General features: G+C 51.8%; 14 protein-coding genes. All 14 read right to left on the bottom strand.

Annotated elements, in window-relative coordinates; translation table 11 throughout:
- Positions 1 to 65 precede the first annotated feature (65 nt).
- Positions 66 to 1,424 (bottom strand): bifunctional UDP-N-acetylglucosamine diphosphorylase/glucosamine-1-phosphate N-acetyltransferase GlmU, encoded by a 1,359-nt coding sequence (gene glmU, locus ACW8F6_RS10040; protein ID WP_491575727.1) that lies wholly within the window; start codon positions 1,422 to 1,424, stop codon positions 66 to 68.
- Between the two features lie 182 nt (positions 1,425 to 1,606).
- Positions 1,607 to 2,032 carry a F0F1 ATP synthase subunit epsilon gene (locus ACW8F6_RS10045; RefSeq protein ID WP_491575728.1) on the bottom strand — a complete coding sequence of 142 codons (426 nt, stop codon included), beginning with the start codon at positions 2,030 to 2,032 and terminating at the stop codon, positions 1,607 to 1,609.
- A gap of 24 nt (positions 2,033 to 2,056) precedes the next feature.
- Entirely contained in the window at positions 2,057 to 3,439 is a 1,383-nt protein-coding gene (gene atpD / locus ACW8F6_RS10050) for a F0F1 ATP synthase subunit beta (protein WP_183911321.1), read from the bottom strand.
- A 48-nt stretch (positions 3,440 to 3,487) separates the two neighbouring features.
- Positions 3,488 to 4,348: a F0F1 ATP synthase subunit gamma gene (gene atpG / locus ACW8F6_RS10055; RefSeq protein ID WP_491575729.1), complete on the bottom strand. Its 861-nt coding sequence runs from the start codon at positions 4,346 to 4,348 to the stop codon at positions 3,488 to 3,490.
- A 55-nt stretch (positions 4,349 to 4,403) separates the two neighbouring features.
- Positions 4,404 to 5,948: a F0F1 ATP synthase subunit alpha gene (gene atpA, locus ACW8F6_RS10060; RefSeq protein WP_491575730.1), complete on the bottom strand. Its 1,545-nt coding sequence runs from the start codon at positions 5,946 to 5,948 to the stop codon at positions 4,404 to 4,406.
- A gap of 25 nt (positions 5,949 to 5,973) precedes the next feature.
- Positions 5,974 to 6,510, bottom strand: a complete 537-nt coding sequence (locus ACW8F6_RS10065) for a F0F1 ATP synthase subunit delta (RefSeq protein WP_491575731.1) — start codon at positions 6,508 to 6,510, stop codon at positions 5,974 to 5,976.
- An 11-nt stretch (positions 6,511 to 6,521) separates the two neighbouring features.
- A complete protein-coding gene (locus tag ACW8F6_RS10070; RefSeq protein WP_491575732.1) occupies positions 6,522 to 6,992 on the bottom strand; it encodes a F0F1 ATP synthase subunit B in 471 nt (156 codons plus the stop codon).
- 51 nt (positions 6,993 to 7,043) lie between these two features.
- Positions 7,044 to 7,292, bottom strand: a complete 249-nt coding sequence (atpE, locus tag ACW8F6_RS10075) for a F0F1 ATP synthase subunit C (RefSeq protein ID WP_015047823.1) — start codon at positions 7,290 to 7,292, stop codon at positions 7,044 to 7,046.
- A gap of 62 nt (positions 7,293 to 7,354) precedes the next feature.
- Positions 7,355 to 8,281, bottom strand: a complete 927-nt coding sequence (atpB, locus tag ACW8F6_RS10080) for a F0F1 ATP synthase subunit A (RefSeq protein WP_491575733.1) — start codon at positions 8,279 to 8,281, stop codon at positions 7,355 to 7,357.
- A gap of 46 nt (positions 8,282 to 8,327) precedes the next feature.
- On the bottom strand, positions 8,328 to 8,708 hold the full coding sequence (locus tag ACW8F6_RS10085) for an ATP synthase subunit I (protein ID WP_491575734.1): 381 nt from the start codon (positions 8,706 to 8,708) through the stop codon (positions 8,328 to 8,330).
- 167 nt (positions 8,709 to 8,875) lie between these two features.
- Entirely contained in the window at positions 8,876 to 9,793 is a 918-nt protein-coding gene (locus ACW8F6_RS10090) for a ParB/RepB/Spo0J family partition protein (RefSeq protein WP_491575735.1), read from the bottom strand.
- A 23-nt stretch (positions 9,794 to 9,816) separates the two neighbouring features.
- On the bottom strand, positions 9,817 to 10,617 hold the full coding sequence (locus tag ACW8F6_RS10095) for a ParA family protein (RefSeq protein ID WP_491575736.1): 801 nt from the start codon (positions 10,615 to 10,617) through the stop codon (positions 9,817 to 9,819).
- A gap of 13 nt (positions 10,618 to 10,630) precedes the next feature.
- Positions 10,631 to 11,275 carry a 16S rRNA (guanine(527)-N(7))-methyltransferase RsmG gene (rsmG, locus tag ACW8F6_RS10100; protein ID WP_491575737.1) on the bottom strand — a complete coding sequence of 215 codons (645 nt, stop codon included), beginning with the start codon at positions 11,273 to 11,275 and terminating at the stop codon, positions 10,631 to 10,633.
- 15 nt (positions 11,276 to 11,290) lie between these two features.
- Positions 11,291 to 13,183, bottom strand: a complete 1,893-nt coding sequence (gene mnmG / locus ACW8F6_RS10105) for a tRNA uridine-5-carboxymethylaminomethyl(34) synthesis enzyme MnmG (protein ID WP_491575738.1) — start codon at positions 13,181 to 13,183, stop codon at positions 11,291 to 11,293.
- Positions 13,184 to 13,476: the final 293 nt, after the last annotated feature.

Consider the following 13,476-nt stretch of genomic DNA (forward strand, 5'->3'; position numbering starts at 1 on the left):
ATAATTCCCTGTCAGTCAATTCCAGTGGTTAGCGAACTGGAAAATTTATCTCAAAATACCAATCGTTATTTTTTTGTTGGCTTTTGCCAATCGGTTATATTGCGTTGTTTACCGCGCGCAACAGCGAGTTCATCGGCATCAACATCCTTCGTGATGGTTGAGCCAGCGCCCACAGTGGCCCCTTTTCCTAATGAAATAGGTGCAACCAGTGCGGTGTTGGAACCCACAAATACGCCATCACCGATAGTGGTCTGAAATTTATTCACACCGTCGTAATTACAGGTAATCGTACCAGCGCCGATGTTCACCTTGTCGCCCAGCACCGCATCACCTACGTAACTTAGGTGATTAATTTTACTACCCTTACCAACCAGTGCTTTTTTCGTTTCGACAAAATTGCCGATTTTTGCGCCTTCCGCCAATTGAGTACCCGGGCGCAAACGAGCGTAAGGTCCCACTTCACAATTATCAGCGATCTGTGAATCTTCCAGATGGCTGTTGGCTTTGATGCGACAACCATTACCCACGGTGACATTTTTCAATACACAGTTTGGCTCGATAGTAACGTTGTCACCGAGCGCAACCTGTCCTTCAAAAACGCAATTCACATCGATAATGACATCCTGACCGCAACGCAGTTCACCGCGCACGTCAAATCGGTAGGGGTCCAGCAGCGTCACACCCTCGGCCATCAATTTATCGGCATTCGTTTTTTGATAGTAGCGCTCTAACTCGGCTTGTTGGCGGCGGTTATTAACGCCCAGCACTTCTAGTTCGGAAGCAGGGTGCACGCCATTGACCGCTATACCATCGCGAGACGCCAGTGCGATAATATCGGTCAGGTAATACTCGCCCTGGGCGTTATCATTTGAGAGTTCGGGTAGCCAGCGCTTTAGCAATGTACCTTTTACTGCCATCACACCCGTATTAACTTCTTGCACACGAAGTTGTTCCGGGCTGGCATCCTTTTGTTCCACAATGGCCACAATGTGATTATCGCGATTTCGCAATATACGGCCATAGCCGGTGGGATCGGCTAACAAAACTGTCAGCAGCGCCATTTCAAAGTGATTCACCTGTTCGATCATGCGCAACAGTGTGTCGGAGCTAATTAATGGCACATCGCCGTACAGAATGAGCACAACGGCGTCGTCGCGCAATTTCTCCAGGGTTTGCAGTACAGCGTGACCCGTGCCCAATTGCTCGGTTTGTTCTACAAAGGCCAGTTTCGGTGCGTGAACAGCATCGCGCACACGATCGGCGCCGTGACCAATAACAACAATCAGTTCACTTTCCGGCAGCTGGCTGCTGGTGTCCAAAACGTGCTGCAACAAGGGCTTACCTGCTACGGGATGCAGTACTTTTGGAAGCTCCGATTTCATGCGCGTACCTTTGCCGGCCGCTAAGACAACGATGTCTAACATAGTCAATCCTGGTCGGTCCCCGGCCGTCCCTGGACGCCCCGACGGAACTGTAGTTTAGAAATATATCTGCGATTTCGACAGCCATAGGCAATCGCTAACCCAGGCCCCTGTACGTTGCTCAGTGGGCCCATAAAAAAAGGGCAGCTAATGCTACCCTTTTTTGAAGGCGAATGCGCTCAAACTTACTTATTGATGTTTTTGCGAATTGCCTGGAGCGTACGGAGTTTTGCAGAAGCTTCTGCCAGTTCCACCGCAGCGCGGGAGAAATCAATTTCGCCGGCATTGTTGTGGAGCTGTTGTTCAGCGGCTTTCTGGGCTTCCAGAGCCGCCGCTTCATCTAAGTCGTCTGCACGCAGTGCTGAGTCGGCCAAAACGGTAACCTGGTAGGGCTGAACCTCCAGAAAACCGCCGGAAACGTAATAGACTTCCTCTTCGCCGTCTTGCTTCACTACCCGAATCGGGCCTGGCTTCAAGCTGGACAGCAGGGGCGCGTGGCCGTAGGTGATCCCAAGATCACCTTCGGTTCCCGCCGCTACTACCAGTTCAACCAAACCGGAAAAGATAGCTTCTTCTGCGCTGACGATGTCACAGTGGACTGTCATGGCCATAACCTTTGCCTCAGTTGACGGCTGTTACTTCTTCATTTTGTTGGCTTTTTCGATGGCTTCATCGATGGTGCCAACCATGTAGAAAGCCTGCTCTGGCAGATTGTCGTAGTCGCCTGCCAACAGTCCTTTAAAGCCTGCAATGGTTTCTTTCAACGTGACGTATTTGCCGGGTGCACCGGTAAATACTTCCGCCACGTGGAATGGCTGAGACAAGAAACGCTCAATTTTACGGGCGCGATAAACAGTCATCTTGTCTTCTTCAGACAGTTCATCCATGCCCAAAATGGCGATGATGTCCTTCAACTCTTTGTAGCGCTGCAATACCGTTTGCACACCGCGAGCCACATCGTAGTGCTCGGTGCCAATGATCAGTGGGTCCAACTGGCGCGAGGTGGAATCCAGCGGATCGATCGCGGGGTAGATACCCTTGGCGGCGATATCGCGGCTCAGTACCACGGTTGAATCCAAGTGCGCAAAGGTGGTGGCAGGGGACGGGTCAGTCAAGTCATCCGCAGGCACGTATACGGCCTGGATTGACGTGATAGAACCGGTTTTGGTGGAGGTAATACGCTCCTGCAAAACACCCATCTCTTCAGCCAGCGTTGGCTGATAACCTACCGCTGAAGGCATACGACCCAACAGTGCAGACACTTCAGTACCGGCCAAGGTGTAACGGTAGATGTTGTCAACGAACAACAGTACGTCTTTACCTTCGTCGCGAAATTTCTCCGCCATGGTCAAGCCGGTCAGTGCTACGCGCAAACGGTTACCCGGTGGCTCGTTCATCTGGCCGTATACCATCGCTACTTTGTCTAGTACGTTGGATTCTTTCATCTCGTGATAGAAGTCGTTACCTTCACGAGTACGCTCACCTACACCGGCGAAAACAGACAGACCACTGTGTGCTTTTGCGATGTTGTTGATGAGTTCCATCATGTTTACGGTTTTACCGACACCGGCACCACCGAACAGGCCAACCTTACCGCCTTTTGCAAACGGACAAACCAAGTCGATCACCTTGATGCCGGTTTCCAGCAAATCAGATGAAGGCGACAATTCGTCGTAAGCGGGGGCTTTGCGGTGAATAGGCATACGCGCCTCTTCACCAATGGGGCCAGCTTCGTCAATGGGGTTGCCCAGTACATCCATAATGCGACCCAGGGTTTGTTTGCCCACGGGTACGGAGACTGGTGCTTTGGTGTTTTCAACGCTTAATCCACGGCTCAAACCTTCTGAAGAGCCCATGGCAATCGCGCGTACCACACCGTCACCCAGCTGCTGTTGCACTTCCAGGGTCAGACCTTTGTCTGCCACTGTCAGTGCATCGTAAACCTGGGGTACGGAATCACGCGGAAATTCCACGTCAATAACGGCACCGATGATTTGTACAATGCGTCCGCTACTCATTTCCGGTTCCTCTTAAAAACCTAAATTTCAAATCTATTGCGCAGGGCGTTAAACCGCCGCAGCACCGCTAACAATCTCAGACAATTCCTGGGTAATGGCTGCCTGTCGCGCTTTGTTGTACACCAGCTGTAGATCTTTGATCAGATCGCCGGCATTGTCGGTGGCGTTTTTCATGGCCAACATACGCGCAGCCTGTTCGCAGGCACCGTTCTCAACCACGGCCTGATAGACCTGAGATTCGATGTAGCGGGTCAACAAACCATCCAGCAATGTTTTTGCATCGGGTTCGTACAGGTAGTCCCAGGTGTGAGACAGTTTTTCAGTCTTTTCCGCTTGCAGCGGCAACAACTGGTTCACGTAAGGCACTTGGGTCATAGTGTTAACAAAATCGTTACCCACTAAAAACAAACGGTCGATCTTTGCTTCGGCGTAGGCCGTCAGCATGGTTTTCACCGTGCCAATTAAGCTTGTAAGTGAGGGTTCTTCACCCATATCGCGCACAGATGCCACCACGTTGCCGCCGTAGCTTTTGAAGAATGACTGCGCTTTGCCGCCAATCACACAAATATCTATGCCCACACCCTGATCAGACCATGCCTTCATGGACTTGAGCGCGCCTTTGAACATGTTGATGTTCAAACCGCCACACAGTCCACGATCAGTGGATACCAAAATGTAACCGACGCGCTTTACCTCACGCTCTTGCATATACAAGTGCTGGTACTCAGGCGCTGCATTGGCAATATGCCCAACCACTGCGCGAATGCGCTGTGCATAGGGTTTGCCGAGCTGCATGCGCTCTTGCGCTTTACGCATCTTGCTCGCCGCAACCATTTCCATGGCCGAGGTGATCTTCTGCGTACTTTTAATACTCGTAATCTGAGTACGTATCTCTTTTCCGGCTGCCATATCGGGCCTCAAACAGATTCGTTAAAGTTATTGAAGGGCGCGGTGCGCCCAGCAATTACCAGGTTTGGGTTGCCTTGAATTTTTCCAGTGCAGCCTTAAACGTTGCGGCGATTTCATCGTTGTAATCACCGGTTTCGTTAATTTTCTTCATGAGGTCGCTGTGTTCAGCGTTCATGTAAGACAGCAGGGCACTTTCAAAGGCGCCAATTTTGGCTACTTCAACGTCTTTCAAGAAACCTTCGTTAGCGGCGTAAACCACCACAGCCAGCTCACCCACTTTCAGTGGCTGGTACTGCTTCTGCTTCATCAGTTCGGTTACGCGCTCACCGTGATCCAGCTGTGCCTTAGTGGCTTCATCCAGATCAGAGGCAAACTGTGAGAAGGCCGCCAGTTCGCGATACTGTGCCAGAGCAGTACGAATACCACCGGACAATTTCTTCACGATCTTGGTCTGCGCGGCACCACCTACACGGGAAACCGAAATACCGGCGTTCATCGCTGGACGTACACCCGCATTGAACAGACTGGTTTCCAGGAAGATCTGACCATCAGTAATGGAGATCACGTTAGTGGGTACGAAAGCTGATACGTCACCGGCTTGGGTTTCAATGATTGGCAGTGCGGTCAACGAACCGGTTTTACCCTTCACTTCGCCCTTGGTGAATTGTTCAACATAGTCGGCATTCACACGCGAGGCGCGCTCCAGCAAACGCGAGTGCAAATAGAACACGTCACCTGGGTAGGCTTCACGGCCTGGCGGACGACGCAACAGCAACGAAATTTGACGGTAGGCCCACGCCTGCTTGGTCAAATCATCGTAAATGATCAGTGCATCTTGGCCGCGGTCGCGGAAGTATTCACCCATGGTGCAACCGGCAAAAGGTGCCAAGAATTGCATGGCCGCTGGATCAGAAGCAGTAGCGGCGATCACGATGGTGTGATCCATGGCGCCGTGTTCTTCCAACTTGCGCACAACTGCGGCAACGGAAGAGGCCTTCTGACCGATAGCGACGTAGATACACTTAACGCCAGTGCCTTTCTGGTTGATGATGGCATCAACAGCGATCGCAGTTTTACCGGTCTGGCGGTCACCAATGATCAGCTCGCGCTGACCGCGACCGATTGGCACCATGGCATCTACCGCTTTCAAACCAATCTGGATTGGCTGATCAACGGATTGACGGGCGATAACACCGGGTGCAATTTTTTCAATGGCGTCGGTTTCGGTCGCATTTAACGCGCCCTTACCGTCGATGGGGTTACCCAGGGCATCCATTACGCGACCGAGCAGGGCTTCGCCCACGGGTACTTCCAGGATGCGACCGGTACAACGGGCTTTCTGGCCTTCAGCCAAACCTGAGGTATCACCCAAAACCACAGCGCCGACAGAGTCTTGCTCGAGGTTCAGGGCCATACCGAAGAGGCCGCCGTCAAATTCAATCATTTCACCGTACATTACGTCGGCCAATCCGTGAATACGGATAATGCCGTCGGATACGGAAACAATGGTGCCCTCATTCTGGGCTTCAGTAGCCACATCGAGACTGTCGATGCGCTGCTTGATAATTTCACTGATTTCCGAAGGATTCAGTTGCTGCATGCTTTTGTCCTCAATCCTATAAGAGTTAGGCGTTCATCGCTTCGGCAAGTTTGGCCAGCCGACCGCGCACAGAACCATCAATGATGGTATCGCCGGCGCGAATAACTGCGCCACCAATCAAATTCTGATCCACGCTAGCCTGAACACGCACATCACAGCTGAGCTTTTTGCTCAGTGCGCTTGCCAGTTTCTCTTGAAGGTCGGCGGAAAGGGTAAATGCTGATACCACTTCCACATCGATGGTTTTTTCCTGTGCGGCTTTGAGCTGCTCGAAAATTACCGCGATATGCGGCAATAGAGACAGGCGCTTGTTGGCTGCCAGGTTCTTAATAAAGTTTTGGCCGGGACTGCTGAGCGTGTCTGCACAGACGTCGACAAAAATCTGCGCTTTTTGATCTGCTGTGTAAGAGGGCAGGCTCAAAACCTGCTCCATTACGTCTTGCTGAGCAACGGCAGCCGCCGTGCTCAACATCGCAGACCAACCCGCCAGATCCTGTGCCGCTAATGCGTACTCAAAAGCCGCTTTTGCGTAGGGCCGTGCCAGAGTGGTCAATTCAGCCATGGAATCCTCGCTTAGAGCTCTTGCGCTAATTGATTGAGCAGATCCGCATGCTTGGATTCATCTACAGATGTCCCCAGCACTTTGGTGGCACCCGCCAATGCTAAGCTGGCAACCTGCGCACGCAGAGCTTCTTTAGCACGGTTGGTTTCCTGCACGATTTCAGATTGCGCAGCCGCTTTCAGGCGATCGCCCTCTGCGCGAGCTTGCTCTTTCGCTTCTTCCACGATCTGCGCCGCGCGCTTGTTAGCCTGCTCAACGATAGCTGCCGCTTGCGCTTTAGCTTCTTTCAGTTGATCGGTGGCTTTTTTCTGCGCCAGCTCTAGATCTTTGTCTGCACGCTCGGCTGCTTGCAGACCGTCGGCAATTTTCTTTTCACGTGCAGCCATCACGCCTATGAGCGCGGGCCATACGTATTTCCAGCAGAACGCAACGAAAAACAAAAATGTTATCGTCTGTCCTATCAGGGTCAGATTAATGTTCACACCAACACCTCTTGCTCTTTAGTGAGTGGTTAAAAGGCAAAAAGGGTGGAATTAACCTGCCAGGCCTGGAGCCACTACGAAGATCAGGTACATGCCGATACCCACGCCGATCATTGGCACGGCGTCGAGCAGACCAGCCATCAGGAACATTTTGCCTTGCAGGGCAGGGGCTTGCTCAGGCTGACGCGCGGCGCCTTCCAGCAATTTGCCACCCAGAGTACCAAAACCAATTGCAGTACCCAGAGCGCCCAGACCGATCAGCAGTGCAGATGCTACGTATACCAAACCAAGTGCTTCCATTGTTATCTCCTAGAGTAGGTAAAGTTAAAACAAAATATCAGTTAAAAAAGTAAAACGTTTAATCAGTGCGCTTCGCCCGTGTCGTGCGCCATGGCCATATACACCGTGGTCAACACCATGAACACAAAGGCCTGCAGGGTAATTACCAGGATATGGAACACCGCCCAACCCCACTGCAGCACACCCGCGCCTAAGCCCAGCAGCAATCCGCCACCAAACATCAGCGCAATCAAAATAAATATCATTTCACCGGCATAGAGGTTGCCGAACAATCGCAGGCCCAACGAAATTGGCTTGGCAATCAGAGAAACGGTTTCCAGAATCAAGTTGATCGGAATCAGGAAAATATCGAAGTACCACTTGCCCGAGTGGAAAGGGTGCAATGTCAATTCCTTCACAAAACCCATCAGGCCTTTTTCTTTGATGCTGAAAAACAACATCAGCAGGAAAACCGCAAAGGCCATACCCAGAGTGATGTTCGGGTCGGTGGTGGGTACCACTTTAAAAAACAAGTGGTCATTGCCGGCAATTTTAGCCGCCGCCATGGGCAACCAATCCACGGGAATCAAATCCATCAGGTTCATCAAGAACACCCACATAAAAATGGTCAGTGCCATTGGGGCGATCATGGTATTGCGGTGGTGAAAAATGTCTTTCACTGTGTTGTCTACAAATTCAACCACCAACTCCACAAAGCTTTGTACGCCTGTGGGCACACCGGTCGTAGCCTTGCTGGCAACCCGGGCAAACAAGAACGCGAAAATAATACCAAGTGCGATGGACCACCCCATAGAGTCGAGGTGCACAGCCCAAAAGCCCATGTCCACCGCTTCTTGCGATGTATGTGCCAAGGTCCAGGTGGATTCCTCCAGCACAGTGACACTGCCATCGGCATTCACGCGCTCGTAGCCGGCTGGCAATTTGCCATAGGCCATATTCTGGAGGTGGTGTTGGATATAACCGGTTGTGGTGATTTCTTCGCTTGCCATAATGCTTCAAGCACCTCAATGATTTAAGAAAGCCGTTGTGGCTGGTTTACGCCTGTCGAGCGGCAAGCCCAACTTGAACTGCCAAAAATACGCAGTAGGTCGCAAATAACACCAGCGGTTGCACCGGTAGCGGGGACCCAAAGATCAACCCAAACCCCACCAGTGTCAGTACAAATTTTCCACTTTCGCCCCGGTAAAAAGACTTCACCACCCAAGGGGCGGCGCGCGCACCGGAAAAACGCCAAACAAGGCCTGCAAAATAGGCGTGGGGGACGATGGCAACCAATCCACCCAGAAGGCAAGACACCGCGTAGTAGGCGGGCTGCTCGTCCGCTTCTAAAAACCAAGCGAGCGCCACGGCCAGCGCCAATAGCGCCAGCTCTATTCCCAGCCACTGTAAAATCGGAGGCTTGTATTTGCTTGCCACGTGTACTTCTCAGGTAGTCTTATGCGCGGCTTGCGTGATGACCATTTTTGCACCGGATTTGCTCGTGCGCACCATCTGGCGGCACAAGGGCGACGCGCATTATAGGTTTAAAGATGACAGCATTCAACCAGCCTAAATAAAGGCCTTAGAAAGTGAGTAAACACTTACTAAGTATTTGGCTTGTAATGCAGGTGTGCCAGAATTCCGTCCAACTCATCCAGACTGTTATAGCTCAACACCAACTTGCCCTTACCTTTGGCACTTTGCTGTAATTGCACGGGTACGCCAATGTGTTCGGCCAGCCCCTCTTCGAGGTGGCGCACATCCGGACTGGGCGATTGGGCCGGCACAGCTTTGGTTTGATCTTGTTGAATTTTACGGACCAGTGCTTCGGTCTGGCGAACCGATAAGCCGCGAGCCACTACCTGGCGGGCCACCTCGCGTTGATCGAGTTCGTCCAGGGTGAGTAGGCTGCGGGCGTGGCCCATTTCAAGATCGCCGTGCTCGAGCATAATTTTGACATCGTCGGCCAGCGCAATCAGTCGCAGCAAGTTAGTCACGGTGGTACGCGATTTACCCACGGCATCGGCCACTTCCTGGTGCGTCAGATCAAACTCGTCTTGTAAGCGCTTGAGTGCAACAGCCTCTTCTACGGGATTTAGGTCTTCGCGCTGAATGTTTTCAATCAGCGCCATGGCAATGGCAGCTTCGTCGGGCACATCCCTCACTACAGCGGGAATTTTGTCCATGCCCGCCAGTTGGGTGGCGCGCCAACGACGTTCACCGGCGATAATTTCATAGCGAGTAGTACCATTTTCCACGCCGATCGGGCGCACCACGATGGGCTGCATCACACCTTGCGCCTTGATGGAGGCAGCTAATTCTTCAAGCGCTTCAGTGTGCATATCCCGGCGCGGCTGATATTTGCCGCGCTGTATAAACTCCACAGGTATTTCGGTGAGGTGACCATCGGTCGGTGCATTTTGTGTATCGGCATTACCGGCGGCATCGCCGGTTGGCAGTGGTTTACCGGCGCCTAAGAGCGCATCTAATCCGCGTCCGAGTCCTTTTCGTTTTGTCGCCATGCTGATACTTCCCAAAAATTCTGTTAGTGAGCGTTAGTATTCGCCAGATGTTTGGCACTCGCCTCGTGACGGCGCAGTATTTCACCGGCCAGCGCCAGGTAGGCAATGGCACCCTTGGACTGGTTGTCGTAAGCCAGCGCCGGCTGACCAAAGGAGGGCGCCTCGGCCAAGCGTACATTGCGCGGAATGCAGGTGCGGTAAACTTTGTCGCCGAAATATTCCGTTAACTGGGCCGACACATCCACAGTGAGGCTATTGCGTGGGTCGTGCATGGTACGCAGAATCCCCTCGATGGCAAGTCCGGGGTTGAGCACTTCGGTAATTTGCTGAATGGTCTGCACCAAGGCAGACAACCCCTCCAAGGCGTAGTATTCACATTGCATCGGAATAATCACACTTTGGCAGGCGGCCAATGCATTAACCGTGAGCATGTTTAACGAAGGTGGGCAGTCGATGAGCACAAAATCGTACCTGCCCTGCAGTTGCGTTAAAGCTTTGCGCAAACGAGTTTCCTTTTCTTCCAACTCCAGTAAGCGCACTTCTGCCGCGGTCAGGTCGGAATTAGCGGGCAGCACATCATAGCCACCGGTTTCCGAGTGGCAAATAACATCCAGAATCTGAGCACTTCCCAGCAGCACATCGTACACAGATTCTTCCAGCTCGTTTTTATCTACGCCAGAGCCCATGGTGGCATTGCCCTGCGGATCGAGGTCCACCAACAACACGCGCTTTTTTGTGGCCACCAAGGATGCCGCCAAATTGACACACGTGGTGGTCTTGCCGACGCCACCTTTTTGGTTTGTTATCGCGTAGATCTTGCTCACGGTTTTATCCTTGTTATGACTGGGTTTGCCGGCTTATTTCCAACAGGTGACGCTCGCCATCACAGCCTGGAACTTCCAGCCGATGACAAGCCTCGACAGTATAGTGTTTTGGCAGTTCACTCAACTCGCTTTCAGGGTAAACACCTTTCAAAGCCCAGAAGCGACCGGCCGGCGCAATTAACTGCGCACAGCCAGTGACCATATCGTTCAAACTAGCAAAGGCCCGACTGATGACCCCATCGAACAAGGGTGTGGGCTGGAAACTTTCTACCCGGCGGTTTTCCACAGCCACGTTGGCAAGCTTGAGTGCTGTTTTTACTTGAAATAAAAACCGGGTTTTCTTGCCGTTGCTATCGAGCAGTGAAAAATGACATTCAGGTTTCATAATCGCCAAGGGAATGCCCGGCAAACCTCCGCCGGTACCGACATCGATAAAGCGCTTGCCTTGCAAGTGTGGTATCACTACTAGACTGTCCAACAAATGACGAGACACCATGGCCTCGCGCTCGCGCACAGCGGACAAGTTGTAGGTTTTATTCCATTTCTCAAATAATAAAAGATAGTCAACCAATTGCTGCTGTTGCTGCACCGTCGCAGCAACACCGATTTGCGCCAACCCCCGTTCCAGTTGATCTGAAAACAGCGCTTTAGATTCCATGTTTTACTTTCTCGTTTATACCGCAGCCGCGTTTGGTTTTTTTAGCAGGCCGCGTTTTTTTAAGTAGATCATCAACAGAGAAACCGCTGCGGGCGTGACGCCGGGTATCCGTGCGGCGCGCGCAAGCGTTTGTGGTTTGGCACTCGACAATTTTTGCTTAACTTCGTTGGAAAGCCCATCCACTGCCTGGTAATCCAAATCCTCTGGCAGCAACATTGCTTCGTTGGCACGCAGGCGATCGATATCTTCTTGCTGGCGGTCGATGTAGCCCGCATATTTGATGGAAATCTCTACTTGCTCGCGCACCGCATCATTCACGCCTTCCGGTTCAGAAAATGGCAAGTCGTCATAGTGTATTTCCGGACGCTTTAATAAATCCTGCAAATTGTATTCGCGAGTCAGTGGGCTGGCGATTTTTTCTTCAAGCTTTTTAGCCTCGGAACTTCCGGCCTGCACCCAGGTATCTTTCAAGCGTTGCTGCTCTTTCGCAATCGACTCGCGTTTTTCATTGAATGCCATCCAACGCTGGTCGTTCACTAATCCCAGTGCACGGCCTTGCTCTGTGAGACGCAGATCGGCGTTATCTTCACGTAGCAGCAATCGGTATTCTGCGCGGCTGGTAAACATGCGGTAGGGTTCTTGTGTTCCCAGAGTAATTAAATCATCAACCAGTACACCCAGGTAGGCCTCATCTCGACCCGGACACCACGCGGGTTTATTCTGCGCGCGCAGCGCCGCATTGGTTCCCGCCAGCAATCCTTGAATACCCGCTTCTTCGTAGCCGGTGGTGCCATTAATTTGGCCGGCAAAAAATAGCCCAGCGATAGATTTAGTTTCGAAACTGTAATTTAAATCCTGCGGATTAAAGAAATCGTATTCGATGGCATAGCCGGGGCGAATGATATGCGCGTTCTCAAAACCTTTTATCGAGCGCACCAAATCCAGCTGCACATCAAAGGGCAAACTGGTGGAGATACCGTTGGGATAAAGTTCGTGAGTGGTCAAGCCTTCCGGCTCGATAAATACCTGGTGCTTATCTTTATCGGCAAAGCGGTGAATTTTATCTTCAATGGATGGGCAGTAACGAGGCCCTACGCCTTCGATCACGCCTGAATACATAGGCGAACGATCTAACCCACCGCGAATAATCTCGTGCGTTTTTTCGTTGGTGTAGCTGATCCAACAACAGCGTTGTTCAGGGTGCTGCTCGCGATTACCAAGGTAAGACATAACCGGGCGCGGGTTATCCCCCCACTGTTGTTCCAGTTGACTGAAATCCACCGAGCGCGCATCGATACGCGGCGGCGTACCTGTCTTCAAGCGCTCCACACGCAACGGCAATTCGCGCAGTCGGCTGGCCAAAGCGATGGCCGGTGGATCACCCGCGCGCCCACCGGAATAATTTTGCAGGCCAATGTGTATTTTTCCGCCCAAAAAGGTACCCGCGGTTAATACCACTGAGGTGGCGTAAAACTTGAGCCCCATCTGAGTTACAACGCCCTGAACCTGATCAGACGACACAATGAGGTCATCGGCGGCCTGTTGGAAAATCCATAGGTTTGGCTGATTTTCGAGGGTTTCCCGAATAGCGGCTTTGTACAGCACGCGATCCGCTTGGGCGCGAGTGGCTCTAACGGCGGGACCCTTGCGGGCATTCAACACGCGGAATTGAATACCAGCGCGATCAGTCGCTTGGGCCATAGCGCCGCCAAGGGCATCAATTTCCTTCACCAGATGGCTCTTGCCAATGCCACCAATGGCGGGATTACAAGACATTTGACCCAGTGTTTCCACGTTGTGGGTCAGCAGTAGTGTTTTCATGCCCATGCGGGCCGAAGCCAAACAGGCCTCAGTACCGGCATGTCCACCACCAATCACTATGACATCGAAACGGCTTGGGTAATCCATGGGTTAGGTGCGCTGAAGAAAAAAGGGCGCCGATTATATGCCTAGTGGAGAAATTGTTCAAAAAAAGAGCGGCGGCTTTTAAAAGATTATTTATCTAACTTATGTATATATGTATGTATATATAGAAGTTCTTAAAGATGTTGTTATATATGGTGTGGCAATATTCCGTGGATAACCGTATAAATTGCTTTAAATTCAAAAGGTTAGGTTAATGATAACCTACGAATAACCGGGTCTTAAAGTTCGGGGTAGGCCACGAATAAGCTGTTGTCAGAAGTCCGCTTTATACACAG

Source organism: Simiduia sp. (assembly GCF_058345725.1).

Bases quoted from the DNA above. Each gene is read 5' to 3' on its own strand.
- atpB (WP_491575733.1), bottom strand. From the start codon at position 8,281: ATGGCAAGCGAAGAAATCACCACAACCGGTTATATCCAACACCACCTC.
- atpD (WP_183911321.1), bottom strand. From the start codon at position 3,439: ATGAGTAGCGGACGCATTGTACAAATCATCGGTGCCGTTATTGACGTG.
- ACW8F6_RS10065 (WP_491575731.1), bottom strand. From the start codon at position 6,510: ATGGCTGAATTGACCACTCTGGCACGGCCCTACGCAAAAGCGGCTTTT.
- ACW8F6_RS10090 (WP_491575735.1), bottom strand. From the start codon at position 9,793: ATGGCGACAAAACGAAAAGGACTCGGACGCGGATTAGATGCGCTCTTA.
- atpG (WP_491575729.1), bottom strand. From the start codon at position 4,348: ATGGCAGCCGGAAAAGAGATACGTACTCAGATTACGAGTATTAAAAGT.
- atpE (WP_015047823.1), bottom strand. From the start codon at position 7,292: ATGGAAGCACTTGGTTTGGTATACGTAGCATCTGCACTGCTGATCGGT.
- rsmG (WP_491575737.1), bottom strand. From the start codon at position 11,275: ATGGAATCTAAAGCGCTGTTTTCAGATCAACTGGAACGGGGGTTGGCG.
- mnmG (WP_491575738.1), bottom strand. From the start codon at position 13,183: ATGGATTACCCAAGCCGTTTCGATGTCATAGTGATTGGTGGTGGACAT.
- glmU (WP_491575727.1), bottom strand. From the start codon at position 1,424: ATGTTAGACATCGTTGTCTTAGCGGCCGGCAAAGGTACGCGCATGAAA.
- atpA (WP_491575730.1), bottom strand. From the start codon at position 5,948: ATGCAGCAACTGAATCCTTCGGAAATCAGTGAAATTATCAAGCAGCGC.
- ACW8F6_RS10045 (WP_491575728.1), bottom strand. From the start codon at position 2,032: ATGGCCATGACAGTCCACTGTGACATCGTCAGCGCAGAAGAAGCTATC.